The sequence below is a fragment of the Streptomyces sp. NPDC093064 genome, from assembly GCF_044754605.1.
GTDB lineage: Bacteria > Actinomycetota > Actinomycetes > Streptomycetales > Streptomycetaceae > Streptomyces.
Genome location: NZ_JBIVPK010000072.1, coordinates 1 through 26,096, shown reverse-complemented (window position 1 = coordinate 26,096; position 26,096 = coordinate 1). Strand labels below are relative to the sequence as shown.

The window sequence follows — 26,096 nt, the reverse complement described above, 5'->3', positions numbered from 1 at the left end:
ACCAACGTCAGGTGGACTGGCAGTTCACCACCCACGATGCACGCATCAAACTGCGCCATCTCTATCCCAAACATTAGCCGCGACAGTCTACTAGGTGCGACACCGTGCCCAAATTCGGCACCGTCAACACCCCCAGAGTCATACAGGCCATCAGCCACGCCAGCAGGCCCTGACGGCCTCGAAAGTCACCTATCGGATTGACCCGGAACGCCTGTCACCCTCGAATCGAGTGTCAACTATCACTTAAGGTGTGGGCATGTCTGCTGGTACCCCCCGAGCGCTGCGTGCCGACGCAGCACGTAATTTCGACAAGATCGTCCGGTCGGCGCGTGCGGTGTTCGCCGAACACGGGCCCGATGCCTCGCTGGACGAGGTCGCCCGGCATGCAGGGGTGGGGATCGCGACGCTGTTCCGCCGCTTCCCCGACAAGGGTGTGCTGCTGCGCGCGGTGCTGGACCAGCAGTTCTCCGAACAGGTGCTGCCCGCGGTGGAGCGGGCGGACCGGGACGATGACGTGCGGCGCGGTCTGACGCAGGTGTGGGAGGCGGCACTGTCGTCGGCCGCCGACGCCTACAACGTGCTCACCGCGGCCCGCGGCGCCGGAGTCCTGACGCCGGAGGTCGGTGACCGGTTCTTCGACGCGCTGACCCCGCTCATCGAGCGGGGTCAGCGAGAAGGCGTGGTGCGCGACGACCTGGTGCCGGAGGACCTGCGCCGCCTCATGACCATGCTGGTGAGCGTGCTGTGGACGATGGATCCGAGTGAGGACGGGTGGCGGCGCTATGTGGCGCTGGTCCTGGACGGCCTCTCGCCTGTCGCGGCGCGTCCTTTGCCGTGCGAGGCTCCGGCGCTGCGGCACCCGGAGGCGTGAAGGCTGTCCGGCGCCGGCATTCTGATGGCGGGCGGGTCAGCCGCCGTGCACGCGGATGGCGCCGGCCGGGCACAGGGCGGCGGCCTGCCGCGTGCGGGAGTGTTCTGCCAGTGCCGGCACGGCGTCAAGGACGATGACCTTGCCGTCGTCCATCTGGTCGAACACGGCGGGCGTGCTCAGGGCGCACTGGCCAGAGGCGACGCATCGGGCGGTGTCGGTTTCCAGGTGCATGCTCTGCTTCTCCTCGGTCTGTCACTGTGTTCGTCACGCAGCTGTGTCACCAAAGGACGGGGACGGTGCTGACACCACCGGCCAGACGTTCGGCGTGGTCGGGCAGGGTGTGGGGGTCGACGGCGAGGTGCAGGCGGGGCATACGGCGGAAGAGGGCGGTGAAAGCGATGCGCATCTCGGTGCGGGCCAGGGCATTGCCAATGCAGTAGTGGCCGCCGTGGCCGAAGGCCAGGTGTGCGTTGGGGGTGCGCGAGGGGTTGAAGGTGTCCGGGGCTTCGAACCTCTTCGCGTCACGGTTGGCGGAGTTGATCGCGACGAGCACGGCGTCGCCCCGGGCGATGACGTCCTTGCCAATGGTGACGTCTTCGCGGGCGTAACGCATCAGGCCGAGCCCGCCGGGTGCGGCCATGCGCAGGATCTCCTCGACGGTGTCCTGCACCTGCGCTGCGGGGTCGGCGGCGAAGCAGTCGCGGCGAGCGGGGTCACTGAGCAGGAACATTACGCCGAAGTCGATGCGGGTCGAGGTGGTCTCGTGGCCGGCGAACAGCAGGCCGGCGGCCAGGCGGGTCATGTCGTCCTCGGTGAAGGTCGCGTCCTCGGCCTGGACCTTCAGGATGTCGGTGATGACGTCCTCTCCGGGCGAGAGGCGCTTTTTCTCGGCGAGCGTTGCGACGTACGCCTGGAACTCCGCCATGGCCGTCTGCCCGTCGGCCCCGCCGTGAAGGGCGCCGATCCGCTCGGACCAGCCGCGCAGCAGGTCGCGGTCGCCGCTCGGCACGCCGAGCAGTTCGCAGATCACCTGGACCGGCAGCGGGAAGGAGAGGTGGTCGTGCAGGTTGAGCGGCGCATCAGGACGGCTGCGTCGGGCCTCTTCCATGCCGTCGAGGCAGCGCTCGGCCAGGTGCTCGATCCTTGCGCTCAGGCGCCGCATACGCGGTGCGGTGAAGGCGGGTACGAGCATCCTGCGCATCCGCGCGTGCTCGCGAGCCTCGCCCTCGAACGTGCTGATGGGCCCGGACTGGATCGCGGCCGACGAGATCCTGGACGCGGTCTCGGGCGTGGGGTGCGACTTGCCGAACCGGGGATCGCCCAGGATCGCGCGGGCCTCGTCGTAGGTGGTCACCAGCCAGGCGGGGTCACCGGCCGGAGTGGTCACCCGGGCCAGTGGCCCCTGCTGGCGCAGGCGCGCGAACAGCGGTGCGAGATCCAGGGCGTTGGGGCGGGCGAACGGCAACTGCGGTGCGGGGGCGGTCGCGGCCATGAACATCTCCTGGGTGAGGGGTTCGAGCAAGCTGACGGTGTCCGTGCGGGGCGGCCGGACCCGGCCACCCGACCGGCTATGAGGTCGCAGGCGGGGACGCATCCAGGAGAGAGCCGGGCCGCCTCCCGAGCGGCCCGCCGGCACCCGTTGCCCTAGCACCACCGCCCACCCCTTTTAACTGATACTCGACTATCTGTTATGGGGGTGCAACACGGCCGTCACCCATGTGGCACGGGCAGGGGGATTTTCAGCCGCACATGCCTTGCGCCCGCCGACCGTTGGGCTCGGCGGGCGCAAGGGCGGGCTGTGCGGGATCGACGGCCTCTACGACCGCGTGGTGGTCTTCATCGAGAGCCCCCACAGGCGAGCGGCGTCGGCGCCGTCGAACGCGTCATCGGCGACTCCTCCGTAAAGGTCTGTCCGGATGTAGCGGTTCCGCTTCCTGGCAGTCTTCGAAGTACTGGCCCGTGACGCCTTCGGTGTGCGGGGAGACGGCGAGCAGGACGGAGGTGGCCGCGCCTTGTTCCGCTGTCTTCCAGGGCAGGGCGGGGGCGCCGCTGTCGGCATAGCGGGCGAGGAGTGCTGGATCGACGTGGCGCATCAGTTGGTGCGGACCACGCCGGGCATGACGGCGTTGACGGTAATGCCGTCACCGGCCCAGCGGCGGGCGGCTTCGGCGGCGAACATGGAATTGGCCGTCTTGAACGGCCCGTAAGCGGACTGCGGGGCGTAGGGGCGCTGCTCGTAGCAGACGGCCAGATGCCCGCCATCTTGGCAAGAGCATCGCAATGATGACTGCGGCGAGGAGCGCTGCGTAGGCCCGGGCGTGGGTTCGGTCAGCGATCTTTGGTGGTCGGCGGCGCAGCGCAGCGATTACGGGCAGTGCACCGATCAGGAGGAACTTCGAGGCGATCAACTCTGGGATCTCGCGCACCACCGGAAGGCTCCCGCGTCCTGGGCCGCAAAGGTGCGCACCGGACAAGGGCTGGCGCTCGAGGCGACGGACAACAAACCATCCGCGCTGGTGCGTGCGGCCGGGCGGCCTGCCTGGTCCTCGCCCGTCGCGATTGCAGGAGCGGGCGAGGACCAGGCGAAGCGGCCGGAGAGTTCCGCAGACGTGCTGAGAGCTCATAACACGATCACGCACGGATCAGGAGGCGCTTGCCGCCCTTCTCCGCCAGTCGAGCGGTAACAGGCCGGTCGCGGCACTCCCCCTTTCGCGCGAACCTGGGAGCCGTTCACGCACACCGGCGATCAGTCGGGTTGGTTGACCGTGTGGCGCCACGGTTCAGACAGCCGTCTTATACAGACGTCTTGTACATGCGTATAGATGTCGTCTACGGTGAACCCATGAACACCGACAACGCCAAGCGTTCCGCGCTCACCATCGACGGCCGCACCCTGTCCTACGTGGACTTCGGCGGACCAGGCCGCCCGCTGCTCGCCCTGCACGGACACATGTCCGAGGGCATGTCGTACGCCGATCTCGCCGCCCGCCTCGCCCCGGACTGGCGGGTCATAGCGCCCGACCAGCGCGGCCACGGCGACTCCGACCGGGCGGCCGACTACAGCCGGGAGGGCTACCTCGCCGATCTGGAAGCCCTCATGGACCACCTGGGACTGGACCGCGCAGCCCTCCTCGGCCACTCGCTCGGCGCGATCAACGCCTACCAGTTCGCCGCCCGCCACCCCGAGCGCGTGACCGCGCTGGTCAACGGCGAGGGCTGTACCGAGCTCGGCCTGGACGGCAGCAACCCGCTAGCGTTCGTACTAAATCTTCCGGGGGGCACCTGCCCCAGCCGGGAGGCGTTCGTGGCGCAGCTGGGCCCGTTCGCCCCCTTCCTCGAATCCGCCGTTCGCAAGCAGCCGGACGGAACGTGGGGCCTGCACTTCCACCCCAAGGACATCTACGAATCCGAGAACCAGGTCCACGGCGACCACTGGGCCGACTGGACCGGCTCAGCCTGCCCGGCGCTGCTGATACGCGGCGCCAAAGGCGGTGTGCTGTCGGCAGAGCAGGCAGCACAGATGGCCGCTCAGCGGCCCGGCACCCGTCTCGTCGAACTGGGGACGGACCACTTCTTGTACGCCAACGACCCGGTCGGCTTCGCGGACGCGGTCCGGGACTTCCTTGCCTCGGCATAGCCATGGCCGCAGCCTTTCCGGCACCCCGCCGATGGATCACGATGCGGCCTTCTTGAGGCGCCTCCAGCAGATGAGGCTGCAGGCCAGTGAGATCAGAGCGTCGTGGAGTTCAAGAGGCCTCTCCCAGCGCACGGCAAGGCGTTTGAACTGGTGGAGCAGAGAGCTCTTACGAGGGAGGCCCTGGCTACGGCCGGACCTCCCTACCGCCGACTCTGCAGAGGACTCAGGCGGCGAGCCCGCGGTTGGTCACGTTCTCGTACTGCCCCGCGCAAGCCCAGGTCCACGATCTGGTCGACCTGGGCCTCGTCGAGTTCTGGTCGTCCCCGTCGCCCAGGCCCGCACAATCCGGTCTCAGCGGCGCCACGTTCAGCGCCCGGTACTCGACGACGCGCTGGTGGGGGCCACCACCTGGTCGTCACCGGCCGAAAACCGAGTCCGGCGGCGACGTCGCCGTGGTGGTGGTGCACAAGGGCATGGCCGCGGACCTCGCCGTCCTCGACCGGGACCTGTTCGCCCCGGACACGGACGTGGCCGGCACCTGTTCGGTGCTCACTCCGGTCGCAGGGGAGGCGGTCCACACGGAGTGAACCCGGCCGACGGAGTCCGGGACCGTTCCGGTCGCCGTCGGGGAGCCCGGTCCTGCCGGTGAGGGCCGGTGGGAACAGGTGCGATGGCCTACCGCATAATCCTCGGGTGTCCGAGAGCCCGGTTCCGATACCGTCGGGGTCCCTCCCCACAGACATTCCCAACTGGCAGTCCGTCGACACCGCGGCGTGGCGGAAGGCCGGCCTGGCGCCGTGGACGAGGCCGTTGTGGTCCGTCCTGGCACTGCTCGTCCCCCTGGTCGTGGCGATCGGCGCGGAGCCGGAACCGGTGTGCAGCGATGCGGTTCCGTGCGGTCCGGACTGGGCCGGCATGGTGCAGGCGGGCCTGGCCGTGGGCCTGCTGTACTGGCTCGCCCGGCTTCCCGAACTCACCCTCGTCACCGCGCCGGTCCTGGCGGTCCTCGTGGCGTGGGAGCAGTTCCCCGCCCCCGGAGAGGTGTCCCGAGCCGCGAACATGGCGGTGATCGCGGTCCTCGCGCTCGGCTGGGCCGCGGCCTGGGCGCGGTCGGCCGCCCGGCGCAAGCAGCGGCGACTCGTGGAGCGGACCGCCGCCGGGATACGGCACCGGTTGCCCGAACCCGTCGGCCCGCTGTGGCGGGGGACGATCCCCCTCGCAGCCGGTGCCATGCTGTGCGCCGTGGCCGCCGGCGCGATCTGCCTGGGCCTGAGCGGTGTGCGCGAGGACGAGCGCCATGCCGCTGGGGCGGAGCGCATCGCGGCCGAGGTGATCAGCCGGAACGACGTGTCGGTCCGTGTACGCACCGACGACGCGCGGCGCATCACCGTCGACGCGGCGTTCCCCGAGGACTACGCCGTCGGGACCGCGGTGACGGTGCTGGAGGACGGACCGTGGCGGCGCCTGGCCGCCGAGCCGCACGACGCTTTCGACTGGCAACTGCTGGCGCTGGCCGCCGGGTTGCCGGGCATCTCGCTGCTCACGACGGGCGTCCTGGCACGCCGCCGCAGTGCGGCGCTGCGCCGGGGACCGGTGCCGGCCCTGCGGGTGCTGGGGCGCGTCGATCTCAACGGACGGACCTGGGTCTACGCCGCCGACGACGCCTCTGGCAGCACCCCTCTTCAGCTGTCTCCTCGCGCAGGTGCTGCCCGACGAGGACCAGCCCGATGAGGGGGAGTACGACGAGGAGGACGGGGAGGGCGAGGGCGCCCCGGTCTTCGACACGCGGCTGCACGAGGGGGTCATGTTCGGCGCCCCGTGCGAAGGCGGCGAGCTGGTCTTCCTCACGGCCGACGGTGATGGGAACCCGGTGGTGACGCGTACCAGGGGGCCGGTCCGGTTGCCCAGGAGGGTCCCTGGCCCAATGGCACACGCCCCGAGCCTCGACGCGATCGAGGAACCCGCCGGCGCCAAGCCACTGCCGGACGACCGTGTGGCAGAGGTGGCCGCGACCCTGACACCCGCCGGCCGGCCGATGCGCTGGGGACCCGGCAAGGTGGCCAGGGCCGGCGGGCTGGCCTTCACGGCGTGCGCAGTGGTGGGGACCAAGTTCGTCACCGACACGCTGCTGGCGGACGGGTTCGGCTGGCACGTCCTCGGCTTCTTCGGACTGTTCATGCTGCTCAACCTGGCGGCCACCCTGCTCAACTGGCGGGTCACCGCGGACAGCGCGGGGCTGTGGCTGACCGGAGCCTGGAAGGTGCGGCATGTGCCGTGGGAACGGCTGCGGGGGGCCGCCTACACCCCTGAGGGCACGGTCGAGATCCGAGTGCGCGACCAGGACACCTGGGACCTGCTCGACATCGGCTGGCCCTGGGCGGAACGCCGACTGGGACTGCGCCCGCCGTACAGCCAGATGACCGACGAGATCAACGCGCTGCACACCCGTCCGGAGCTGCGCCCCATCGAGCAGAGTCCACCGCGCAACCACGGCCTGCCACTGGGTCCCGTCCTCGCTGTGCTGTTGGCTCTGACCGTACTGCTGTCGTTCCTCGGGTGAGTGCCGCCCGGGCGCGGCGGCACGGTGCGCCCGGGCAGGGGGAGGCCGACCGCTGCGCGAGCCGCGCCGACACGACCGAGCACTACGAGCAGCACAGAAAGAACCCGGGGGTGACGCTGCGCCGCCTGGAGCGCCTGCAGGCCGACCGGCGCGGCGTCGAGCGCCAGCAGGCCCGGACGGTCGACGGCACGGGGGGCGTCGAGAGGTCGCTCGCATGGATGATGCACGCCCGCCGCCACGCGAGGGACTACGAACGGCTCATCCAGCACTCCGAGACGCTGATCACCTGGGCCGCCATCACCCTCATGACCAGGCGCCTCGCAGGGAAAGGCGCGACCCCCAGCTGGCCGAGGAAACCGACCGCTGTCGACGGCTGACCACCCCGGAGGGCCTGGCTCTCAGCCACGAACTTTCGGAGTGACCGAACAACAGTTCACCGTCGCCGGCAGGCGGCCTGCTTGAGCAGCCAACTCTGGGCCGCGTCCAGGACGGCGTCCTGGTGGCGGGCCACCGGGCGGGGGTCCTTGATGACTTCCTCGTCCGGCGGAATCGCGTCGTCGTAGGTGCGGCCCGTGCGGTCCGCGTCCTTGACTTCCGTGAGGATGAGCATGGCGCCGTCGGACAGGCGGTGCGGTACGTTTCCCGTCGGGACGCCTCGGGTCTGTTCGCCGAAGAACCGGGTGTCCGGGCGTCCGCGAAAGGCCACCACGACCGCCTCACCCGCACTGGCTGTCGGCCGGCCGGTCAGCACGGCGACCGGCGGCCTGCTTCTGCCCAGGGGCCGGCCGGCGCCTCCTGCCTGCGGCTTGCCGTCCAGGTACGGGGCACCGTTCTTGATCGACCACACGAATTTCTTGCCGTCCGCATCGACGAACATGCCCACCGTGCCGTCGCCCGGAATCGGTCCGGCCACGGCGAGCACCGGCCACATGCCACCACCGGTCTCCCGCCTCAGGTCCACCACCCAGCCGCAGGCTCCCGCCCCGTCCGCCTTCGCCACGGCGGCCCGGCCCTGCCGTACGTACGCGTCGTACGTCTTCTGGGAACCGCCCACCGCGGTCAGCGAGATGTACCCGATGCCGTTCTTCAGGGAGCGGCCCTGCGGAGGTTCGAAAGATGCGGTCGACGCCCCCAGGGTCTCCTTGGCTTGCTCCGGGTCCCAGACGTTGTCGAGACCCTGCGTCGCAAGTGGACCAGCGGCCGCGACCTCGCCGTCGCCGCAGGCGGACACCCCTTCGAACCCATCACGGTGCCGCTCAAGGGCCCGACCGCGGCCGACACCCTGCACCACTATGAGCAGGCACTCGCCTGGACGCAGTCCTGGGCTCCCAGCCTTCACTCCTCCCGCACCGTGCCGGCCCGGGCCTGGGGCGACACCCGCCCCGCCCTGTGGGCACTGCTGGGCGTCACCACCCAGGTCGACCGCTTCCCCACACCCCGTACGAGCACACAGCACTCCATGACCCCGGCCTCGCCCGGTGAATGGCCGACCACTCCACGAAGGTCCTCCTGCACACCGCGGTCTGGCACCAGCTCGTGTGCACTGTCTGCTGGATCCGCGACCACAGCGCCGAACAGGTCTACCTGCGGGAGATCGACGTGCCCGGCGTGGACACCAAGTTCGTCGAGACCCACAAGGCGATCCTCGCCGAGCTCCTCGACCACGCCCTCTCCGAGGACCGCATCGACGCCGGCGCCCCGAAGAATGATCTCGCCGCCCGCTACGGCTTCCGCACCAGGCCCATCTACATCCGCCTGCGCTACCTCGGCGCCTCTCCCCTGCCCTTCAGCGAACTCGCCGTCCGCGCCGAGGAGCTGGCCGACTGCTCCCCCGGGGTGCGCACCGCCTTCATCCTCGAGAACGAGATCACCTATCTCTCGCTGCCGCCGGTCCCCGACGCCATCGCCATCCTCGGCTCCGGATACGCCGTTGCCCTGCTGAGTCGCCTGCCCTGGCTCGACGACGTCCACCTCTGTTGCTGGGGCGACATCGACACCCATGGCTTCGCCATCCTCGACCAGGTCCGAGGACGCTTCCCGCACACCACGTCACTGCTCATGGACCGCGCCACCCTCCTCGCCCACAAGTCCCACTGGGGCCAGGAGAAGACCCAGGCATGCGGCGGCCTGACACGCCTCACCCCCGAGGAGGCCCATCTCGACCAGGACCTGCGGACCGGCGCCTACCGGCCGTACCTGCGCCTGGGGCAGGAGCGCATTGCCATCACCGCAGTGCGAGAGGCTCTGACGCGGTACTGGTCCAACGCGATGGACCAATCACATGGGCGCCCTCGCCGACCTCATGCGGCATCGCATTCCGGACGCGGACGACGAAGGACAGCCACGGGTCGCACCCCCTCGGCCATGTGTCAGAAGTCCGTACGCACAACCAAGGTTCCTGCACAGCCGGAGGATTGACACCTCTTCAGGGCGAGCAGTCGTATGAAGGCCCGTCGGATCAGGACACAGATCAAGGAGCTTCCTTGTGAAACGCATATTGGTACCACTTGTTGCGGCGGCTCTAGCGTTCGGCACGATGGCTGCTGCACCCGCCGCGACGGGTGCCGAAAGACAGGCGACCGGCGCTCCGGTGAGCGCCGCGGCCGACGACGCGGCGGTCGTCCCGATCCATGTGACCGGCGACCCGTCGAATCGTTGGAACCTGGTGGTACTCGGTGACGGCTACACCGCGTCCGAGATGCCCAAATTCCTCGACCAGGTCGACCAACAGCTGAACGTGCTCTGGGGTCTTGAGCCCTACAAGAGCTACCGGAACTACATCAACGTCTACGCCGTCGAGACTCCCTCCCAGGAGTCGGGTATCAGCTGCGACCCTCAGTTGGATTCCCCGATACGCAACACCCCCTTGGGGATGAAGCTCTGGAGCGGCTGCTCCACGAACGGCATCCAGCGGCTGCTCGTGATGGACAACAACGCGGCCAAGAAGTACGCGGCCCTGGCCCCGAAGGCGGATCAGATCCTCGCGCTGGCCAACAGCGACACCTATGGCGGCGCAGGCGGCTCGTACGCCACAGCGACCGGCGGCAATGCCATGTCGGCACTGATCGCCCCGCACGAGCTCGGCCACTCCTTCGGCGGTCTCCAGGACGAGTACGACTACTACTCCCGGGGAGTGACCAGCGGAACCTACAGCGGCGGTGAACCCAAGTCGGTCCATCACACCCTGCTGACCGAGCAGCAGATGCGCGACCAGAAGGCCAAGTGGTGGCGCTGGCTGGGGGAGAAGAGCGAATCGGGCGGCACCATCGGCCGGTACGAAGGCGGCATGTACTACACCGAGGGCGTCTGGCGGCCGAGCCGGCATTCGATGATGAAGACGCTCGGCTACTACATGGACCAGGTGAGTCGTGAACGGATGACGGCGGGCCTGTCGGGGGCCGTCAACCTCATCGAGGACTCGACGCCCACCAATGAACCCATAGGCCCCACCGACGAGTTGTGGATCGACACCGTTCACCCGGTCTATCACGAGCTCGACGCCACCTGGAGCGTCAACGGCAAGGTGGTCCGCACCGTCGCCAACGCCCGCAGCGTCAATGTGCGGGACCTCCACGCACGCGCGGGCGACACGATCGGTGTGAAAGTCGTCGACGACACGGACTTCGTCCGCGATCCCGCCCTTCGGGACAGCAGCAAGATGACAGCCACGCGCGAGTGGACGGTCGGGACACCCTCAGCACCGTTCGCCGACGACGATGCTCCGAAGATCTCCTTGGCGACGCCCGCCGAGCGGCCCGTCGGGGCAACTGACGTCCTGTGGATCAACCCGAGTCACCCACGCGACCACGCTCTGAACGTGGTGTGGCGGCTGGACGGCCATGTCGTGGGGCACTCAACGAGCCTCGATCTCGGCGGCCTCCGACTCGGCAAGGGCACCCACCATGTCGACGTCAGCGTAAGCGATTCACGCAAGCCCACATCGCCTGCGGCAACCGAACAGTGGGCAGTCGACAACACGGCGGCAACCACCAGCTACCTTGTGTCGGACCCGGTCAGCGTCGCGAAGAACAGCGACGGCACGCCGCACTACACCGTCAAGGATTCCTTCAGCCTCGCCCTCACGGCACACGACGACCAACCAGGGGCATTGACCTCGGAATTCCGGGTCGACGGCGACGGTTGGTACCACTACTTCGGCTGGCCTACGGACGGTTCCAAGCCGTTCCTGTTCACTCCCACCGGAACGAACGTGGACGATCTGATCTACGGCAACCTCGGCACCGGAGGCCTGTCCACCTCACCGTTCGCCAAGCGGCTGCCCGGATACGGCACCCACCAGATCGAGTACCGCTCCGTCGACGCCGCCGGCAACGTGGCACCGCCCAAGAAGTTCACCGTCACGGTGCTCCCCAAGGACCCGACACCGCCGGGCTCCGTACCCGTCACATCGAGCGCGGTGACCCTCTGCGTCAAGGATCAGACGCAGGTCGAGGTGTCCGCCCGGAACCGGTCGGCATACCAGGCCGACCTCGCGGTGAAGACGTCCTACGGCGAGCAGACCTTCAAGAACGTCCCCGCGGACGGCAAGGTCTCGGCGGTCTTCCGCACCGGCGAGTCGACCACCGAGACCGGCAGCGCGACGGTGACCGCGCACGCGAAGGTCAAGGGCCGCAACGGCACGAACGACCATAAGCTCGACGCCACCTACCAGGTCCCCTACAACCGGTTCGCCTGCGACTGAGCCCCTCCTGCGGTTGGGCGGAGGTCCCCGCCGGGGACCGCCGCCCAACACCCGAACGCATCTCAAGGCTGCTCTGACGTGCACCTTAGAGCGGACAATTTTGCTGTTCGACGTACTGGCGGACGATCGCCAACGGTGCTCCGCCGCATGATGCGGAGAAATACGAGGTGACCACAGGTGTCTGTGCATGATGGCGCGGTTGATCCGGCCGGTGAACTCTCCCCCAGCCTTCGGCCGGGAGGTACTCCCAGCCGCATCCGGCGAGCGGAGACGCCCTTGAGACTGTTGACCAGTTCCGAGACGGCGACCTTGGGCGGGTAGTGCACCAACAGGTGGACGTGATCACGTTCGCCGTTGAACTGGCGCGATGCGGTATCGGTGTTCGGGGCGGCCGGTGGTGCCGTAGCGGAGTTCCAGGTGGACCGTGCCTTCCTTGACGAGGTAGGAGAGGTACCGCTGGGCCGTGGCACGGGAGACGCCGGTCGCCTCGGCGGCCTCAGCCGCCGACAGGGCGGTGGAGGCGGTACGCAGGGCCTGGTGGATCGCGCTGAGCGTGGGTGCGGAGTGGCCCTTGGCCGGGATCCGAGGGACGGCGGGTGGGCGGGCGGCACTGAAAAGGGCGTCCACGTCGGCCTGGTCGGCCGTGGTCGTCCTGCTGAGCGCGTCGACGCGGTCGCGGAGCCGGCGGTAGGCGGTGAGCCGTTCGGCGAGGTCGGCTGAGCCGAATGGCTTCACCAGGTAACCGATGGCGCCGAGTTTCATCGCGGCCCGGACCGAGGTGATGTCGTGGTCGGCGGTGATCATGAGGGCGTCGGGCCGGGCGTCGCCCTCGTCCTGGCTGAGCTGCCGCAGGATGTCGATTCCACTGCCGTCAGGTAGGAATACGTCGAGCAGTAGCAGTTCCGGGTGCAGATTGCGTACTGCCGCCAGTGCCTCGGCCACGGTCGCCGCCTCGCCGACCACTGCGAAGCCCTTGACCCGGTGGACGTAGTCGCTGTGGATCTGGCCGACCCGGAAGTCGTCGTCCACCACCAGGGTCCGGATCATCAGCCCTCACCTCCCATGGGCGACGCCGCCGTGAACAGTGCGTCCTGCCGTGCCGGTGCCGGGTCCGGCAGCGGCAGTACGACCGTGAAGTCCGCGCCCGGGCCTTCGCTGACCGTGATGGTGCCGCCGTGCCGCTGCACCAGCCGGTGCACCAAGGCCAGCCCCAGGCCACGGCGTGCGATGCCGCGTTCCGGGCGGGTGGACCAGCCGTCCTCGAAGATCGACTGGGACGTACCCGGGGCGACGCCGGGGCCGTTGTCCGCCACACGTACGACGATCAGCTTGTCCCCCTCGGTCAGCGTCAACCGAATCCGGCGTCCACCGTCGACGGGCGCTGCGTCGGCCGTCGCGTCGATGGCGTTGTCGAGCAGGTTGCCGACGATGGTGAGCAGCCGCCGCAGGTGCGGCGGATCCGCGCCCAGCGCCGAGTCGTCGGTGAGGACGATCCGCACCCCGCGTTCGGCGGCGACTGTGGTCTTCGCCACGATCAACCCGACCATCAGCGGATTGCCGATGTGGCAGCGCACCGCCTCGGTCAGGGCCGGCCCGGAGCGGGCCGTTTCAATGGCGTACTCGTAAGCGGACTGGTGCTCGCCGATGTCCAGCAGCCCGGCCAGTGTGTGCATCCGGTTGGTGAACTCGTGCTGCTGGGCGCGCAGGGCGTCGGTCAGTCCGCGCACGGAGTCCAGTTCGCGCAGCAGGCCGACCAGTTCGGTGCGGTCGCGCACGGTGACGACGGCCCCCAGTTCATGGCCGTGCAGGGTGACCGGCATGCGGTTGACGGCGAGACAGTGGTCGTCGGTCAGGACGCTGACGTCGGTGCCGGTCAGGGTGCCGTCCAGTGCGCGGCGCAGCCGGCCGTCGGGCAGGACCTCCTCCATCAGACGGCCGAGTGCGGTTCCAAGGCCAAGCAGCCGCCGAGCCTCGTCATTGACGACGGTGATCCTTCCGTCGGGGTCGAAGGCGACCACGCCCTCCCGGATGCCGTGCAGCATCGCCTCACGGTCCTGCAGTAAGCCGGCTATCTCCTCCAGCTCCAGGCCGAAGGTGGTCCGCTTCAGGCGCCGCGCCAGCAGAGAGGCCGCCGCCGCGCCGAGCGCAGTGGCGGTCGCGGCGTACAGCCCGAAGGTGGGCAGCTCGCGCCACAACTCGCCGAGCACATCGTGCTCCGGGATGCCCACGGACACCTCGCCGACCAGCGCGCCGGAGCGCCCGTACAGGGGGGCTTTGCCGTTGGCTGAGCGCCCGGTCGCGCCCTGATCGGTGCCGACGTGCGGGTGGCCGTCCCGCACCACGATCGGCTCGTCCACCGGCTCGCCGATCAGCGCGTGGATGGGGTGCGAGCGCCGTACGCCTCGCAGGTCGATCACGACCACGTACGACGCCCCGGACGCCCTGCGAATCCGTTCGGCGACCGTCTGCACCGTGTCGCCGCCACTCCCGTACTCCATGGCCTGCTGGATCTGCGGGTCCGCGGCCGTGGTCTGTGCGATCGCCAGGGCACGCTGCTCGTAGGAGCGGTCGAGTTCGGCCCGCTGCGCGAAGGCAAAAAGGACGAAACCAATCAGGCCGGTGAGCGCGAGGATGAGCAGTTGGTTCGCGAGGATCCGCGTGGACAGCCGCCGCTTCCCGCCGCGGCCTGTCCGGAAACGGATGCGTATCACGGGTGCCTCTTCGTGCCGGTGAGTGTCGTGCCGGGTTGGCCCATGCGGGTGCCCGGGTGGCGCGATTGTGCCGGACGGAGGGGATGCTGCCCACCCCTATGCCGATGAGCAGAACGAGCAGAACTCCGCTTTACGCAACTATTGCGAGATACCTGGGAAACAGCGACGTAATGCGCGGCCGCCTCTAGCGTCTGTCTTCCTCGGCCTGCGAGGAGCCCTCCGGGGAATTCCCGGGGAACTCCGTGAGAAGGAAGGAAGCGGCCCCACATGGCCTCGCGAAACGAAGTCGCGACGAGCCCGGGCACCGGTGCGGCGGAACACACGAACGCGCGCATCGAGATCACCGGGCTCACCAAGCGATTCCTGACCCCTGCCGGTGAGGTGTTCACGGCGCTGCAAGGCGTTTCGTTCACCGTGGAGCCGGGCCAGTTCTGCGCCGTGGTGGGTCCCACCGGCTGCGGCAAGTCGACGACGCTGAGCATGGTGTCCGGGCTCGACCGGCCCAGCGAGGGCTCGGTCAGGGTCGGCGGCCGCGAGGTGGACGGCATCACCAACGGCGTCAGCTTCATGTTCCAGACCGACGCGCTGCTGCCCTGGAAAACCGTCCTCGGCAACGTGCTGATGGGTCCCGTCTTCCGCGGGGTGCCCAAGCAGCAGGCACAGGCCTCGGCGCGGGACTGGCTGCGCCGGGTGGGCCTCGCCGGATTCGAGGACCGCTACCCGCACCAGTTGTCCGGCGGCATGCGCAAACGCGTCGCGATGGCCGCGGCGCTGATCAACGAGCCCAAGGTCCTGATCATGGACGAGCCGTTCGGCGCGCTGGACGTGCAGACCAAGGCGATCATGTCGACCGAACTGCTGAGCCTGTGGGAGCAGATCCGCCCGTCCGTCGTCTTCATCACCCACGACCTGGACGAAGCGGTGGCGCTCGCCGACCGGGTGGTCGTGATGACGTCCAGCCCCGGCTCGATCAAGGCCGTCTTCGACATCGACCTGCCGCGTCCGCGCGGCTCGGTCCAGGAGATCCGCTTCCAGCCCCGCTTCATCGAACTCCAGCACCAGATCTGGGACACGCTGCGCGAAGAAGTGGAGCGCGCCTACGCACGCACCGCAGGAGTCAAGGAATGAGTACGACGTCCACCGCTACCGCCGCGCCCGCCACCGACGGCGGCAAGGGCCCCGCCGCGAGCGCCGCCCGGCGCGCCGCCCAGCGGAGTGTCGCCCTGGTGTGGGCGGGCCGTGTCGGCCTCGCGGTCTTCGTGATCGGCGGCTGGCAGGCCTTTACCACCTGGGGCATCATCGACCCGTTCTTCTTCGGGCAGCCGTCGGGCATCTGGCAGCGGCTGATCGACCTCTTCCAGCACGGCACCCAGTTCGGCTCCTTCTACTCCAACATCTGGACCACCATCCAGGAGGCGCTGGTCGGCTTCGTCGTGGGCTCCCTCGCCGGGATCGTGTTCGGCGTCGCGCTCGGGCAGAGCCGCTACCTTTCCGAGGTGCTCGGTCCCTACATCAAGATGGTCAACGCGATCCCGCGCATCGTCCTCGGCTCGATCTTCATCGTTGCCTTCGGTATCGGCGTGACCCCGAAGATCCTGCTCGCCGCGGTACTGGTGTTCTTCATCGTCTTCTTCAACGCCTTCCAGGGCGTGCGCGAGGTCGACCGCAACGTCCTCGCCAACGTCAGGGTGCTCGGCGCCTCCCGGATGCAGATCACCCGGCACGTCATCGTCCCCTCCGCACTGACCTGGATCATCGCCAGCCTGCACAGCGCCTTCGGCTTCGCCATCGTCGGCGCGCTCGTCGGCGAGGTGCTCGGCGCGCAGAGCGGTTTGGGACTGGTCATCAAGACCGCGCAGAACAACTTCGACCCCAACGGCGTGTTCGCCACGATGCTCGTCATCGCGGTGATCGTGCTCGGCGCGGAGTGGCTGATCGGCAAGCTCGAACACCGACTGCTCGCCTGGCGCCCGCCGACCCCCTCCGAGACGAACGCCCTCTGACCCCCGCCTTCCCCGCTTCACGGCCCTTGCCCGGGGTCCCATCCCGCATCCCCGAAAACAGAGCCGCATTCCCGAAAGGTGTAGGCCCCGCCATGCTCAAGAGAACCCTCACCGCATCGATCGTCACCGTCCTCGCCCTCTGCACCGCCACCGCGTGTTCCAGCAACTCCGGCAACTCCGCATCATCCGGCTCCGGAAGCTCCGGAGGCACCCCGACCGTCAAGCTCATGGTCGGCGGCATCGACAAGCAGATCTACCTGCCCTATCAACTCGCCCAGAACCTCGGCTTCTACAAGAAGTACGGCGTCAAGGTCGAGCTGAGCACCGAGCAGAACGGCGGGGTCGGCGCCGAGGAGGCCATGGCCTCGAGCCAAGTCGACATGGCCGGCGCCTGGTACAACCACACGATCGAGTTCCAGGCGAAGGGCAAGGCGGTCGAGGACGTCGTCCAGCTGTCCGGCGCGCCGGGCGAGCGGGAGATGTGCACCAAGAAGAGCGGCGTGACATCGGCCGCCGACTTCAAGGGCAAGACACTCGGCGTCACCGACCTGGGCTCGGGCACCGACACCCTCACCCAGTTCATGGCGGCGCAGAAGAGCGTCAAGACCAACCAGTTCCACCGGCTCGCGGTCGGAGCGGGCTCCACGGCCGTCGCCGCGCTGCAGAACGGCAAGGCCGACTGCGTCATGACCACGCAGCCGACGGTCGCCGCGATGGAGAAGAAGGGCGTCGGCGCCTCCGCGATCGACCTGGCCACCACCGACGGCGCCAAGGCGGCGCTGGGCGGCGCGTTCCCGGGCGCGAGCGTCCTCGCCCGCACCGACTGGGTGAACTCGCACAAGGACGCGGTGCAGAAGGTCGTCGACGCGCTCGTGGCCACGATGCACTGGATCAACACGCACAGCGCGGCCGACATCGCCGACAAGCTGCCCGCGTCGTTCGTGCAGAACCAGTTGGTCACCAAGGCCGACTACATCAAGGCGCTGACCGAGGACAAGGGCCAGTTCCTGCCGGACGGAATCATGCCGGCCGACGGCCCGAAGACCGCACTGGCCACCGAGCAGTTGGTCGGGAGCGTGACCTCGTCGGTGGATCTCGGCAAGACGTTCACCAACGAATTCGCCCTCAACGCCAACAAGAAGGAGGGCTTCACCACCACCACGACCCCGGCCGGTGCCGACGGCTGAGTCCCCTACGCCCTCGGGGCCGCCCGGGCGAACGCAGCCCGGGCGGCCCCGAGCCAAACCGGCCTTCCTCACCGCGTCCGGCAGATCCTCGCCCCGGGCGGAACCTTCTGAGTCGTGAACCAGCCCGACCGTGCCATCCGGCGCAAGCGCGGCAAGACGGATGCCGTCGACGCAAACGCGGCCGCCCGCGCAGTACTCTCCGGACGCGCTACCGCTGTACCGAAGACCGCGGACGGCCCCGCACCGGACGCAGCTCAGACAAAGTTCTTCAGGCCGGTGCTCTACAAGCTCTCCTGGCGTCGACCGTCTCGCGGGGCCTCCTCGCCCGCTACCAGATCATCGTCCTTGGAGCTCCAGGACCCGGTCGTCACGCCCGAGCGGCTGATCGGCGAGGACCGGCGCAGTGAGGAAGTACGCGGGCAGCGCCTTGGTGGTTTACGGCCCCGCGGGACCCGGTGATGGTCGCGGAGTGGGTGTCCTTCGACGCGATCGACACCGAACGTCAAGGTGCCCTGGCAGTGTCTGGACGGTGGTCTGCAGGGCCGGCAGTGGGGCGACCGCGCGGTGGCGCTGGAGCCGGGGAGGTCGCCGAGTGGGCGGCGCGACTCAGGGACGCGTTGCGGGAGGAGTTGTCGGCGTGACGCTCCGCGGAAGCGATTCGCTTCTTTCGTCGTCGGTCACGTAGTGTTCTCTTCACCGACGCGGGGTGGAGCAGCTCGGTAGCTCGCTGGGCTCATAACCCAGAGGTCGCAGGTTCAAATCCTGTCCCCGCTACTGAAGGCCGAGGGCCGGAATCCGATCAGGGATTCCGGCCCTCGGTGGTTTGACATCGCCGGTCAGTCCGCAGTACTGGACTGCCACTCCGACCGACTTGGTGCCCTTCTTCTGCGCCTGGGTGTCGTCGATCACCAGCTGCGCGTCCCGGTCGCCGAGGTGCTGGACCACGTAGTCGCGGACCGCGTCGCGCAGCTGGTCGGCCTCCGAGACCGAGCCGTTCAGCAGTCACTGCATCCGGTCCGGGGTCACGTGTCCGGCCCGCTCCGACAGCGTCCAGCCGTTCTTCTTCGGCAGCTCCGCCAGCAGCGCCTCGACGTGTGACTGCGGCATGACCCACGACCGGGACGTGAATGCAGCGAAGAACCTTGTGGCCGCCGGGCTGGCGGTATCGGCCTGTGGAGCCGGTGTCAGACCTCAACGGAGCACTCCGGGCGGGCAACTGGCTGTGAAGCAGGAAACCCAGCGGGCGACCGCCGGAATCTCCCACCTAAAGGCGGTAGAGGAAGTCAAGGACTTCACAACCGGCGACCTCAGCGCTCTGCCCTTCCCCGTGTAGGCGCTCGCCAACTGCCGACTGGCCTACCGGTGGATGGACGACAAACCGGCCTTCCGCCACAGCGTCCGGCAGATCCTCGCCCCGGGCGGAACCTTCTGAGTCGTCACCGAACCCGCCGGCCAAGCCGCGAGGAGAACGACCCGCTCAAGCACCTCGCAATCACCGCAGCCGAGGCCCGGATGCTCATCACCGGATGGTCCCTCGTCCGGACCGCCGACCTCGACGTACTGCCCTGCTACGCCCTTCGCCACTGAAGAGCGAGCAAGCCTCGGCCCGGTCGGGTGAGTTCGTGTCGGAGCAAAGCTTTTGTCTTGCGCAAGGCCGTAATTATGATTCCGGCCGACCGATCTACTTACGGGGCAGAGGAGAACAACCCCAGCATGATGGGACATTCGCATGCCGTCAGCGGTGCGCTGCTCTTCGCGGGCACCGCGCCGTACGTGCCACCCCTGGTGTTGCACACACATCTGGCTCCGCAGGAGATCCTCATGGGCACCGTGCTGTGCGCGGGTGCGGCGCTGCTGCCCGACCTGGACCATCATGACGGGACAATCGCCAACTTCCTCGGCCCGGCCTCCAAGGTGCTGTGCCGATTCGTCGCCTGGATCTCCGGCGGCCACCGCCATGCCACGCACTCCCTGTTCTTCGTCATCCTCATGACGGTCGGCAGCTGGGCCGGAATCACCTATCTAGGCAGGCCGTTCACCATCGCCATGAGCTTCTTTTTGCTGGCGCTGGCGGTCCGGGCGCTCAACCTCTGTCCTCCGGGGCACGGCTTCCACTCATGGGGCACCATCGTGGCCCTGGCCGGCCTGGGCACCGCGGCCATCGACAAGTTCATTCCCTCCGCCCCCGGTTGGCTCCCCTACGCCATCGGTCTGGGGTGCGTGGCGCACCTGCTCTGTGACTCCATCACCAAGCGCGGTGCGCCCTGGCTGTGGCCGCTGAAGTCGCGGTACGAGATCACGCTGATCAAGAGCAGCGGCAACAAGGTGGAGACCGAGATACTCACACCGCTGATGGGTGTCGCCACCGTCGCCCTGCTGTGGCTCACCGTCCTGTCACCGCACCCCCTCCACTGAGGCCCTCGCGGCCACCACCGGTCGGATGCCTCGGTGTCAGGCGCCGCGCTGAATCGCGCCGATGAGGGTGCCGGGAGCCGGCCTGAGCTTGCCCTCGGCGAAGGACGTACCGGGGATCTCCCCGTCCAGGGCCTGGAGCGTGAGCAACGCCTCGTCCGCCGAAGTGCCGGTACGGCTGCTGGGCACCTGGATGTCGAAGTGGACCGAGTGGACCGGGCCGAAGGTCACCGCCGCCGTCTGGTTGCCGAAGTGGCCGCGAGCGCCCCCGAAGCCCAATCCGTGGCTCCAGAACCATCCTCGGTGATCTTCGCCGTGTGGTTGGCCGGACGGCACGCCGAGGGGGCGGCACCGCCGGCCGTCGCGGGCGCCGTCCCGATGTCGTATGCGGTGCCGTCGGTGACGGCCTTGTCCTTGTCCAGGTTGGCCACATTGTGGGCCCGTCGACCACCGAGGCGGACACCGTGCGCGAGTGGCCGACATGGCGTCCCCTCTTCCTCGCCAGCACGAACGAGGTAGGCCCGACGACGCCGTGGTACGCACCGCGCAGCCGCCGGTATGCGTCCAGCACGCCCGGATCGCGGCCTACTGCCGTATCAGCGAACCTTCGCCCCGTCGCCGCGAGATGCTTGATTCGAATGCTGGTCCGGTGCGCAACTGAACGGTCACTGGCCATACCCTTCCGGCTCCAAAACTGCGTGCGAGCCACCCAGAAGAGTCTTTACCCTCCAGGCATGGATCTTCGCGAAGAACTTCCGAGCGACAGGCAGGCCGTGCGGGACGTTCACCTGCAGGCGTTCGGTGACCATGGCCTTGTCGTGGCCGACCTGGTCGATACCCTGCGGGACACCATCACGCCCGAGGACGGCCTCTCGCTGGTCGCCGAGCACGACAGGCAGGTCGTCGGCCATGTCATGTTCACCCGCAGTCTGCTCGATGCCCCTCGGCGGCTGGTTGAAGTGCAAGTCCTCAGCCCTTTGGCCGTGATGCCTGAGCTCCACAAGCGCGGTATCGGCTCGGCTCTGGTCCAACACGGACTGGGGATCCTCGCCGAGCGAGCTGTTCCCCTCGTCTTCCTGGAGGGCGATCCGGGCTATTACTCGCGTTTCGGCTTCGCGCCCGGTGGCGGCCTGGGCTTCCGAAAGCCATCCCTGCGCATCCCGGACGGTGCCTTCCAGGCCATCAGGCTCCCCGAGTATGAGCCGTGGATGATGGGGACGCTGGTCTATGCAGAGCCGTTCTGGCGGCATGACGCAGTTGGCCTCCGTGACCCCAACGCATAGCGATGAGAGCGCCGATACCCCTGTTGTGACATGACGCGCCGCTGGATGCTGGTCCAGGCGGCGCGGTGTCGCCAGGCTCTGTGGATGGCAGAACGAGTACGCATTCGCGAGATCGAGGACGACGAAAGCAGGCGCCCGCTGCGGATCATCCGCAGGGGTACTGGATCGGTGGTGGCCCGGCGGCGTGCGCAGATGGTGCTGCTGTCCGCGCAGGTCATGCCCGTGGCGAAGATCGCCGAGGACATCCACAGGAAGTGACACAGCCAGGGCCAGGGCGCCGCTGCTCGGCACGGCGCCGGGCGGGATGAGGGCGGTACGCCCAGCAGGAGGCATCCCCCCGCGCAGAGGCATGGCGTTGCGGCGTATCTCCCGGCTGCAGTGCGGTTGGCCGTGCCCCTTTCCATGGTAGGCCGAACCTGCCTGGTGATGGGCTCCAACGTCCAGGTGGTATGGGAGAAGTTCTGCCGCTACTGGGACGTCGAGCCCCGCTACGTGCCCGTGACCCACGACCGGTTCACCGTCGACCCCGACGAGACCATGACCTACGTGGACGAGAACACCATCGGTGTCGTGCCGATCCTGGGCACCACCCACACCGGCGAGTTCGAACCCATCAAGGCCATCCACGACAAGGTCGTGGCCTACAACACCGAGCACGGCACCGATATCGCGATCCACATCGACGCCGCCTCGGGCGGTTTCGTCGCCCCGTTCCTCCACCCCGACCTGGAGTGGGACTTCCGGCTCCCGCAGGTGAAGTCGATCAACGTCTCCGGCCACAAATACGGCCTCACCTACCCGGGCATAGGCTTCGTCGTGTGGCGTTCGGCCGAGGACCTGCCCGAGGACCTGGTCTTCCACGTGAACTACCTGGGCGGCGACATGCCCACTTTCACCCTCAACTTCTCCCGCCCCGGGAACCAGGTCGTCGGGCAGTACTACAACTTCGTACGCCTCGGCCGGGAGGGCTACACCAAGGTCATGACCGGGCTGCGGGACACCGCGCACTATCTTGCCGACGGCATCGCGAAACTCGGTGTCTTCGACGTGATCAGCGACGGCACCGACATCCCCGTCGTCTCGTGCAAGCTCAACGACCCGAGCAAGTTCACGGTCTTCCACGTCTCCGAAGAACTGCGCCGCCACGGCTGGCAGGTGCCCGCCTACACCATGCCGCCGAACGCCGAGGACATCGCCGTGCTGCGCATTGTGGTCCGCGAGGGCTTCGGACGTGATCTCGCAGAGTCCCTCCTGGCCGCCATCGGCAACGCAGTCGACCGCCTCACCACCACTCCGCCGTCTCACGAGGCCGAATCCGGCTTCTCCCACACCTGACGGCCGCGGACGGCACTGTCACGTTGGTGAGGGTGGGGGTGTCTGATGATGTGTCGGGGTGTGGGTCGGCCTCGGGTGGCGGTCTGGGTCAGGCCGGTGTGGGCAGGGCGGCGCAGCCGGTGATCTGGTCCCAGATCGTGAGTCGGGCGCTCATCTCCGTGCGGTACTCGGTGGCGGTCATCAGGTGGCGGCGGGGTCGGAGGTGGGGTGAGATGCCGCTGAACGCGGACAGGAATCTCTGTGCCCCGCAGACCGAGCGGAAGCCCTTCATGGTGCGTTCGCGCTGCCGGGTGGGTTGGTGGGAGTTCTCGGCCCGGTTGTTCAGACCCTTGTGGGAGCAGTGCTCCACCGACGGCATCGCCTCGCGGTGGGCGGCGCCGTAGGAGCGGAGCTTGTCGGTGACGATCACTCGTGGCACCGACTGGGTGGCCTTCGTCAGCTTCCTGAAGAACCGCTTGGCCGCGGCCTTGTCACGGCGGTTCTGCACGAGCCCGCCCCGTTTGCTGCTTGATCGGGCGTCAGGTGCACCCCGGGAGTCTGTCAGAACCGCCTCGAACGCCGGAGTTTTGAGAGGCTTTCTGCGAACGGCGACCTGGGGAAACGTGCTCGCTGGAGGGGTGGCTCGCAGAACTCTCGCATCTGTTCATTTATGAGAGGCCGTCATCAAGGCGGCGACGAGCTACTGGGACCTTGCCTCTGGTGGCACACTCACACGTCGCGGCGCCTCACGACGAGCGCGGCGAGCGCGATCGTGATCAGCGGCCAGAGCGTGTACACGATCCAAGAGCCGGGGACCGTGGCGGTGTAGCCCAGGGACCCGGGATCCGGCTGCCCGCACCCATCGGAGTCCCTGTGGAGGCCCAATGACCGTCCGGGTGGTGCTCGCCGACGACCAACCGTTGGTTCGGTCCGGTCTCCGCGTGATCATGGCCGATTACCCCGACCTGGAGGTCGTCGGTGAAGCCGCCACTGACGCCGAGGCCGTCCAACTGGTCAGGGATGCCAGCCCCGACGTCGTGGTCATGGACATCCGGATGCCCGGCATGGACGGGATCGAGGCCACCCACCTGATCACGGCCGGTCCGGCAACCACACGCGTCCTCGTCCTGACCACCTTCGACGAGGACGACCACGTCTACGGCGCGCTCCGGGCCGGCGCGAGCGGCTTCGTGGTCAAGGACATGGCGCTGGACGACATCCTCGCGGCAATCCGCGTGGTCGCCGCCGGCGACGCACTGATCGCGCCGGGTGTGACGCGCCGTCTGATCGCCGACTTCATCGGACGTCCCGGCCCAGCCCCGGAGCGCTCCCCACGGCCGGTCGAGGGCATCACCGAGCGGGAACGGGAAGTGCTGACCCTGGTCGGACGCGGCCGGTCGAACACTGAGATCGCCGAGGACCTCTTCATCACGGTGGCCACCGCCAAGTCGCACGTGTCACGCCTGCTCACCAAACTGGGCGCCCGGGACCGGGTCCAGCTCGTCATCACCGCCTATGAGATGGGGCTCGTCACCCTCCCTCACTGATGGCGTCCCCGGCCCCCATGGTGAAGCCGGAAATTCCCCGTCGCTCACGTCTCGGGTACGAGTCGCCGCTACCACGCCACCCACTGGGAGGCAGTGAAGCTGTAACGGCCGAGCACGTTGAGGTTGCCCACGGCGTTGAGGACAGGCCGAGCGATCCGAGCTGGTCCTCCCGTGCATGGTGCCGCACTTGCCGTGGCACACGTCGCGGGCCAGCATGTGGCGGGACTCCTGCACGGTGAGCTGCCGGTTCATCTGCCGCCGGTAGGTGTCATCGACCGGGTCCACGACACAGAGCAGGTGCTCGGTCTTGGCGATCCGCCCGTACTCGGCGAACGTGGGTGTGGTTACCCCCACTCCCACATGGTGGCTGGCCGGATGGGCAGCGGCATCAGTGTGCGGCGATCGTGTGTTCAGGAAAACCACGTGAGCCGAAGGGGGAAACAGTGAGTCGTCCCATGGAACGCGCACTCGCGCGCCGCACGTTACTGGCCGGCGCAGCGGCGGCCGGTGTGGGAACGGTGTTTGCAGGCACGGGGAAGGCCGTGGCCGGTGGGTGGGGAGGGCCAGTGAGACAGGCGGCGGTGGCCGCCGAGGCGGCGCGTCTGGAGCACGCGTTGATCGAGTTGCGGCGGGACATCCACCGGCACCCCGAAGCCCCGGGGCGGGAGCAGCGCACGGCCGCTGTGGTGGTCCGGGAACTGCGGGCTGCGGGGCTGACCGTTACCACTGGGGTGGGCGGCCATGGTGTCGTCGGTGTTCTGCGGGGTAGGTGTCCAGGCCGGACCGTTGCCTACCGGGCGGACATGGACGCGGTTCCGCCCACAGACATCGTCGGGACAGGTACCGCGCCGGCCCACGTCTGCGGCCACGACGTCCACACCGCGGTGGGTATCGGCGTCGCCCAGGTCCTGGCACGGCTGCGGCAGCAGTTGAGCGGAACAGCGGTCTTCCTTTTCCAGCCTGCCGAGGAGACCCTGTCCGGCGCCCGCGCACTGATCGACGCGGGCGTGTTGGAGCGTATGGGCATCGAGGAGATCCATGCGCTGCACTGCGGGCCGTTCCCGGTCGGCCAGTTCGCTGTGACTCCGGGCTACGGGATGCCGGGCCAGGACAAGGCGGAGGTGACCCTCTCCGGGCCGGACGCACTCGATGCCGCGCGGCGTCTGACCGCCGACATCGGCGCGCTCGCAACGGTGGCGCTGCCGCAGACCCCAGCGGACCTGGAGCGCATCGTCGCCGACGCCAAGACGCCCAACGGTCCGCTGGCCCGGTTCGTAGCCATCCGGGCCACGGCCCGGGAGGCCACGGTGAGTGTGTCCTATCGCTGCTGGCCGCCGGAGCGGTACGTGGAGGTCCGCGAGGACATCCGCCGAGCGAGCATGCCGTACACGGGAGCCGCGACGCGCTTCCCCGCCGAGCCGTTCCCGGCCATGGTCTGCCCAGCGCGCGACGCCAACCTGCTCGCCCATCACCTACGCCGCACTGTCGGCCGTGACACGGTCACGGAGCTTCGTGCCGCCTTCCCGCCCTTCAGCGGCGAGGACTTCGCCCTCTACTTGGACCGGATCCCCGGTACATACACATTCCTCGGCGTCCGTGCTCCTGGAGCACCCATCACAACGAGCTACCCGCACTATCCCGACTTCTCCCCGGATGAGCGCGCCATCGGCGTCGGCGTACGGGCGATGGCTGGCTGGATCGCGGAGCGCACCCACGGGGCGCAGGACCTGCCAGGCGGATTCAGGGCCCGGGGCGACTGAGGTTTTCTCAGAGGCTAAGCTTGAAATTAAACCTTCGGTGATCGTTCGGGGATCGAGTGGTTCACCCACATGGGAATCTGCCGGACATGACGACGACCTCCCTTTCACG

Annotated in this window: 23 protein-coding genes, 1 tRNA gene and 7 pseudogenes; 20 read left to right on the top strand and 11 right to left on the bottom strand. The window is 68.5% G+C overall.

Annotation, left to right across the window (positions count from 1 at the left end; genetic code table 11):
- Window positions 1-256: 256 nt before the first annotated feature.
- Window positions 257-871, top strand: a complete 615-nt coding sequence (locus ACIQFZ_RS39750) for a helix-turn-helix domain-containing protein (RefSeq protein ID WP_365777158.1) — start codon at window positions 257-259, stop codon at window positions 869-871.
- 36 nt (window positions 872-907) lie between these two features.
- Here ACIQFZ_RS39750 and ACIQFZ_RS39745 read toward each other — a convergent pair whose 3' ends face one another.
- The 3 genes from ACIQFZ_RS39745 to ACIQFZ_RS39735 all read right to left on the bottom strand — a co-directional run bounded on the left by ACIQFZ_RS39745 (window position 908) and on the right by ACIQFZ_RS39735 (window position 3,152).
- On the bottom strand, window positions 908-1,102 hold the full coding sequence (locus ACIQFZ_RS39745) for a ferredoxin (RefSeq protein ID WP_376654525.1): 195 nt from the start codon (window positions 1,100-1,102) through the stop codon (window positions 908-910).
- Between the two features lie 46 nt (window positions 1,103-1,148).
- Window positions 1,149-2,393: a cytochrome P450 gene (locus ACIQFZ_RS39740; RefSeq protein WP_402693559.1), complete on the bottom strand. Its 1,245-nt coding sequence runs from the start codon at window positions 2,391-2,393 to the stop codon at window positions 1,149-1,151.
- Between the two features lie 570 nt (window positions 2,394-2,963).
- A complete protein-coding gene (locus tag ACIQFZ_RS39735; RefSeq protein WP_383060326.1) occupies window positions 2,964-3,152 on the bottom strand; it encodes an SDR family NAD(P)-dependent oxidoreductase in 189 nt (62 codons plus the stop codon).
- 561 nt (window positions 3,153-3,713) lie between these two features.
- Here ACIQFZ_RS39735 and ACIQFZ_RS39730 point away from each other — a divergent pair.
- The 5 genes and pseudogenes from ACIQFZ_RS39730 to ACIQFZ_RS39710 form a co-directional block, all read left to right on the top strand.
- Window positions 3,714-4,508: an alpha/beta hydrolase gene (locus ACIQFZ_RS39730; RefSeq protein ID WP_365777160.1), complete on the top strand. Its 795-nt coding sequence runs from the start codon at window positions 3,714-3,716 to the stop codon at window positions 4,506-4,508.
- A 242-nt stretch (window positions 4,509-4,750) separates the two neighbouring features.
- Window positions 4,751-5,095: a hypothetical protein gene (locus tag ACIQFZ_RS39725; RefSeq protein WP_402693558.1), complete on the top strand. Its 345-nt coding sequence runs from the start codon at window positions 4,751-4,753 to the stop codon at window positions 5,093-5,095.
- Window positions 5,096-5,201: 106 nt separating this feature from the next.
- Window positions 5,202-6,239, top strand: coding sequence for a hypothetical protein (locus ACIQFZ_RS39720; protein WP_402693557.1), 1,038 nt, complete (start codon window positions 5,202-5,204; stop codon window positions 6,237-6,239).
- Window positions 6,211-7,068, top strand: a complete 858-nt coding sequence (locus ACIQFZ_RS39715; RefSeq protein ID WP_402693556.1) for a hypothetical protein — start codon at window positions 6,211-6,213, stop codon at window positions 7,066-7,068. Before ACIQFZ_RS39720 ends, ACIQFZ_RS39715 begins: the two co-directional genes overlap by 29 nt.
- A 197-nt stretch (window positions 7,069-7,265) precedes the next feature.
- Window positions 7,266-7,433, top strand: a pseudogene (locus ACIQFZ_RS39710) (IS5/IS1182 family transposase); the annotation flags it as partial.
- A gap of 68 nt (window positions 7,434-7,501) precedes the next feature.
- On the opposite strand, the gene ACIQFZ_RS39705 reads toward ACIQFZ_RS39710, so the two are convergent.
- Window positions 7,502-8,299 (bottom strand): S41 family peptidase, encoded by a 798-nt coding sequence (locus ACIQFZ_RS39705; RefSeq protein ID WP_402693555.1) that lies wholly within the window; start codon window positions 8,297-8,299, stop codon window positions 7,502-7,504.
- Here ACIQFZ_RS39705 and ACIQFZ_RS39700 point away from each other — a divergent pair.
- The 3 genes and pseudogenes from ACIQFZ_RS39700 to ACIQFZ_RS39690 form a co-directional block, all read left to right on the top strand.
- Window positions 8,216-8,473 (top strand): annotated as a pseudogene (locus tag ACIQFZ_RS39700) (DUF3322 domain-containing protein); the annotation flags it as partial. The gene ACIQFZ_RS39705 and the pseudogene ACIQFZ_RS39700 sit on opposite strands and share 84 nt — an antisense overlap.
- Window positions 8,474-8,550: 77 nt before the next feature.
- Complete coding sequence (locus tag ACIQFZ_RS39695; RefSeq protein ID WP_402693554.1) at window positions 8,551-9,486, top strand: Wadjet anti-phage system protein JetD domain-containing protein; 936 nt, start codon at window positions 8,551-8,553, stop codon at window positions 9,484-9,486.
- A 118-nt stretch (window positions 9,487-9,604) separates the two neighbouring features.
- Window positions 9,605-11,770, top strand: coding sequence for a M64 family metallopeptidase (locus ACIQFZ_RS39690; RefSeq protein WP_376654529.1), 2,166 nt, complete (start codon window positions 9,605-9,607; stop codon window positions 11,768-11,770).
- A gap of 85 nt (window positions 11,771-11,855) precedes the next feature.
- On the opposite strand, the pseudogene tnpA reads toward ACIQFZ_RS39690, so the two are convergent.
- From tnpA to ACIQFZ_RS39675, 3 genes and pseudogenes are all read right to left on the bottom strand, one after another.
- Window positions 11,856-12,132, bottom strand: a pseudogene (gene tnpA / locus ACIQFZ_RS39685) (IS200/IS605 family transposase); the annotation flags it as partial.
- The gene (locus ACIQFZ_RS39680) at window positions 12,113-12,817 is read right to left on the bottom strand and encodes a response regulator (protein ID WP_376654530.1); all 705 of its coding nucleotides are present in this window, start codon (window positions 12,815-12,817) and stop codon (window positions 12,113-12,115) included. The pseudogene tnpA and the gene ACIQFZ_RS39680, both read right to left, overlap by 20 nt.
- Entirely contained in the window at window positions 12,817-14,481 is a 1,665-nt protein-coding gene (locus ACIQFZ_RS39675) for an ATP-binding protein (protein ID WP_383060314.1), read from the bottom strand. The genes ACIQFZ_RS39680 and ACIQFZ_RS39675 overlap by 1 nt, the downstream gene beginning before the upstream one ends.
- Before the next feature lie 267 nt (window positions 14,482-14,748).
- Between ACIQFZ_RS39675 and ACIQFZ_RS39670 the strand changes: the two genes are divergently transcribed.
- The 4 genes from ACIQFZ_RS39670 (at window position 14,749) to ACIQFZ_RS39655 (ending at window position 18,445) form a co-directional block, all read left to right on the top strand.
- Window positions 14,749-15,609, top strand: coding sequence for an ABC transporter ATP-binding protein (locus ACIQFZ_RS39670; RefSeq protein WP_365436502.1), 861 nt, complete (start codon window positions 14,749-14,751; stop codon window positions 15,607-15,609).
- Complete coding sequence (locus ACIQFZ_RS39665; protein ID WP_402693553.1) at window positions 15,606-16,484, top strand: ABC transporter permease; 879 nt, start codon at window positions 15,606-15,608, stop codon at window positions 16,482-16,484. Before ACIQFZ_RS39670 ends, ACIQFZ_RS39665 begins: the two co-directional genes overlap by 4 nt.
- 92 nt (window positions 16,485-16,576) lie before the next feature.
- Entirely contained in the window at window positions 16,577-17,671 is a 1,095-nt protein-coding gene (locus tag ACIQFZ_RS39660) for an ABC transporter substrate-binding protein (protein WP_383060310.1), read from the top strand.
- 700 nt (window positions 17,672-18,371) lie between these two features.
- Window positions 18,372-18,445: transfer RNA gene (locus ACIQFZ_RS39655), tRNA-Met, on the top strand.
- Here ACIQFZ_RS39655 and ACIQFZ_RS39650 read toward each other — a convergent pair.
- Window positions 18,443-18,670, bottom strand: coding sequence for a transposase (locus ACIQFZ_RS39650; RefSeq protein ID WP_383060347.1), 228 nt, complete (start codon window positions 18,668-18,670; stop codon window positions 18,443-18,445). The two genes, ACIQFZ_RS39655 and ACIQFZ_RS39650, sit on opposite strands and share 3 nt — an antisense overlap.
- A 91-nt stretch (window positions 18,671-18,761) precedes the next feature.
- Here ACIQFZ_RS39650 and ACIQFZ_RS39645 point away from each other — a divergent pair.
- Together ACIQFZ_RS39645 and ACIQFZ_RS39640 are read left to right on the top strand one after the other, a co-directional pair.
- A pseudogene (locus tag ACIQFZ_RS39645) lies at window positions 18,762-19,004 on the top strand (hypothetical protein); the annotation flags it as partial.
- A 380-nt stretch (window positions 19,005-19,384) separates the two neighbouring features.
- Window positions 19,385-20,086, top strand: coding sequence for a metal-dependent hydrolase (locus tag ACIQFZ_RS39640; protein ID WP_402693552.1), 702 nt, complete (start codon window positions 19,385-19,387; stop codon window positions 20,084-20,086).
- Between the two features lie 36 nt (window positions 20,087-20,122).
- Here ACIQFZ_RS39640 and ACIQFZ_RS39635 read toward each other — a convergent pair whose 3' ends face one another.
- Window positions 20,123-20,362, bottom strand: a complete 240-nt coding sequence (locus ACIQFZ_RS39635) for a hypothetical protein (RefSeq protein WP_402693551.1) — start codon at window positions 20,360-20,362, stop codon at window positions 20,123-20,125.
- A gap of 455 nt (window positions 20,363-20,817) precedes the next feature.
- On the opposite strand from ACIQFZ_RS39635, the gene ACIQFZ_RS39630 reads away from it, so the two are divergent.
- The 3 genes and pseudogenes from ACIQFZ_RS39630 to ACIQFZ_RS39620 all read left to right on the top strand — a co-directional run bounded on the left by ACIQFZ_RS39630 (window position 20,818) and on the right by ACIQFZ_RS39620 (window position 22,701).
- Window positions 20,818-21,366 (top strand): N-acetyltransferase, encoded by a 549-nt coding sequence (locus ACIQFZ_RS39630; protein ID WP_365436133.1) that lies wholly within the window; start codon window positions 20,818-20,820, stop codon window positions 21,364-21,366.
- 84 nt (window positions 21,367-21,450) lie between these two features.
- Window positions 21,451-21,606: pseudogene (locus ACIQFZ_RS39625) on the top strand (IS630 family transposase); the annotation flags it as partial.
- A 162-nt stretch (window positions 21,607-21,768) separates the two neighbouring features.
- On the top strand, window positions 21,769-22,701 hold the full coding sequence (locus ACIQFZ_RS39620) for a glutamate decarboxylase (RefSeq protein WP_402693550.1): 933 nt from the start codon (window positions 21,769-21,771) through the stop codon (window positions 22,699-22,701).
- Between the two features lie 88 nt (window positions 22,702-22,789).
- Here the strand turns inward: ACIQFZ_RS39620 and ACIQFZ_RS39615 are convergent.
- Window positions 22,790-23,191: pseudogene (locus ACIQFZ_RS39615) on the bottom strand (transposase); the annotation flags it as partial.
- Between the two features lie 373 nt (window positions 23,192-23,564).
- Between ACIQFZ_RS39615 and ACIQFZ_RS39610 the strand changes: the two are divergent.
- Window positions 23,565-24,227 carry a response regulator gene (locus tag ACIQFZ_RS39610; RefSeq protein WP_383064446.1) on the top strand — a complete coding sequence of 221 codons (663 nt, stop codon included), beginning with the start codon at window positions 23,565-23,567 and terminating at the stop codon, window positions 24,225-24,227.
- Between the two features lie 97 nt (window positions 24,228-24,324).
- Here the strand turns inward: ACIQFZ_RS39610 and ACIQFZ_RS39605 are convergent.
- Window positions 24,325-24,557, bottom strand: a pseudogene (locus ACIQFZ_RS39605) (Tn3 family transposase); the annotation flags it as partial.
- 125 nt (window positions 24,558-24,682) lie between these two features.
- On the opposite strand from ACIQFZ_RS39605, the gene ACIQFZ_RS39600 reads away from it, so the two are divergent.
- Window positions 24,683-25,987, top strand: a complete 1,305-nt coding sequence (locus ACIQFZ_RS39600; protein ID WP_402693549.1) for a M20 family metallopeptidase — start codon at window positions 24,683-24,685, stop codon at window positions 25,985-25,987.
- Window positions 25,988-26,096 lie beyond the last annotated feature (109 nt).

Coding starts and splice junctions, on each gene's coding strand:
- ACIQFZ_RS39750 (WP_365777158.1), top strand. CDS start 257: ATGTCTGCTGGTACCCCCCGAGCGCTGCGTGCCGACGCAGCACGTAAT.
- ACIQFZ_RS39745 (WP_376654525.1), bottom strand. CDS start 1,102: ATGCACCTGGAAACCGACACCGCCCGATGCGTCGCCTCTGGCCAGTGC.
- ACIQFZ_RS39730 (WP_365777160.1), top strand. CDS start 3,714: ATGAACACCGACAACGCCAAGCGTTCCGCGCTCACCATCGACGGCCGC.
- ACIQFZ_RS39695 (WP_402693554.1), top strand. CDS start 8,551: ATGGCCGACCACTCCACGAAGGTCCTCCTGCACACCGCGGTCTGGCAC.
- ACIQFZ_RS39690 (WP_376654529.1), top strand. CDS start 9,605: ATGGCTGCTGCACCCGCCGCGACGGGTGCCGAAAGACAGGCGACCGGC.
- ACIQFZ_RS39680 (WP_376654530.1), bottom strand. CDS start 12,817: ATGATCCGGACCCTGGTGGTGGACGACGACTTCCGGGTCGGCCAGATC.
- ACIQFZ_RS39670 (WP_365436502.1), top strand. CDS start 14,749: ATGGCCTCGCGAAACGAAGTCGCGACGAGCCCGGGCACCGGTGCGGCG.
- ACIQFZ_RS39665 (WP_402693553.1), top strand. CDS start 15,606: ATGAGTACGACGTCCACCGCTACCGCCGCGCCCGCCACCGACGGCGGC.
- ACIQFZ_RS39660 (WP_383060310.1), top strand. CDS start 16,577: ATGCTCAAGAGAACCCTCACCGCATCGATCGTCACCGTCCTCGCCCTC.
- ACIQFZ_RS39640 (WP_402693552.1), top strand. CDS start 19,385: ATGATGGGACATTCGCATGCCGTCAGCGGTGCGCTGCTCTTCGCGGGC.
- ACIQFZ_RS39630 (WP_365436133.1), top strand. CDS start 20,818: ATGGATCTTCGCGAAGAACTTCCGAGCGACAGGCAGGCCGTGCGGGAC.
- ACIQFZ_RS39620 (WP_402693550.1), top strand. CDS start 21,769: ATGGTAGGCCGAACCTGCCTGGTGATGGGCTCCAACGTCCAGGTGGTA.
- ACIQFZ_RS39610 (WP_383064446.1), top strand. CDS start 23,565: ATGACCGTCCGGGTGGTGCTCGCCGACGACCAACCGTTGGTTCGGTCC.
- ACIQFZ_RS39600 (WP_402693549.1), top strand. CDS start 24,683: ATGGAACGCGCACTCGCGCGCCGCACGTTACTGGCCGGCGCAGCGGCG.